This is a genomic window from Mesorhizobium sp. M1A.T.Ca.IN.004.03.1.1 (assembly GCF_003997555.1).
In the GTDB taxonomy this organism is placed as follows: Bacteria; Pseudomonadota; Alphaproteobacteria; order Rhizobiales; family Rhizobiaceae; genus Mesorhizobium.
This window is the reverse complement of record NZ_RZTV01000655.1, coordinates 1-255: the sequence shown is the minus strand read 5'-3', so window position 1 is coordinate 255 and position 255 is coordinate 1. Positions and strand designations below refer to the sequence as shown.

Annotated in this window: 1 protein-coding gene; it reads left to right on the top strand. The window is 65.9% G+C overall.

Annotation, left to right across the window (positions count from 1 at the left end):
* On the top strand, nucleotides 1-255 hold a 255-nt coding region (locus EOD29_RS33275; protein ID WP_245475515.1), incomplete at both ends, for an MATE family efflux transporter.

Below are 255 nucleotides of genomic sequence, written 5' to 3'. Positions count from 1 at the left end.
CGCCGCTACGAGATCTTCGTGCGGTTCTGGAAGCCCGACTGGCATGCGCTGCTGGAAGTCATCCGGCTCGGCTTCCCGATCAGCGTCACCATCCTTGCCGAGGTCAGCCTGTTCACGGTGGCCTCGCTGCTGATGGGCTATATCGGCACGATCGAACTCGCCGCCCACGGCATCGCCCTGCAATGGGCTTCGATCGCCTTCATGATCCCGCTAGGCCTCAGCCAGGCGGCGACGGTGCGCGTGGGCGTCGCCCAC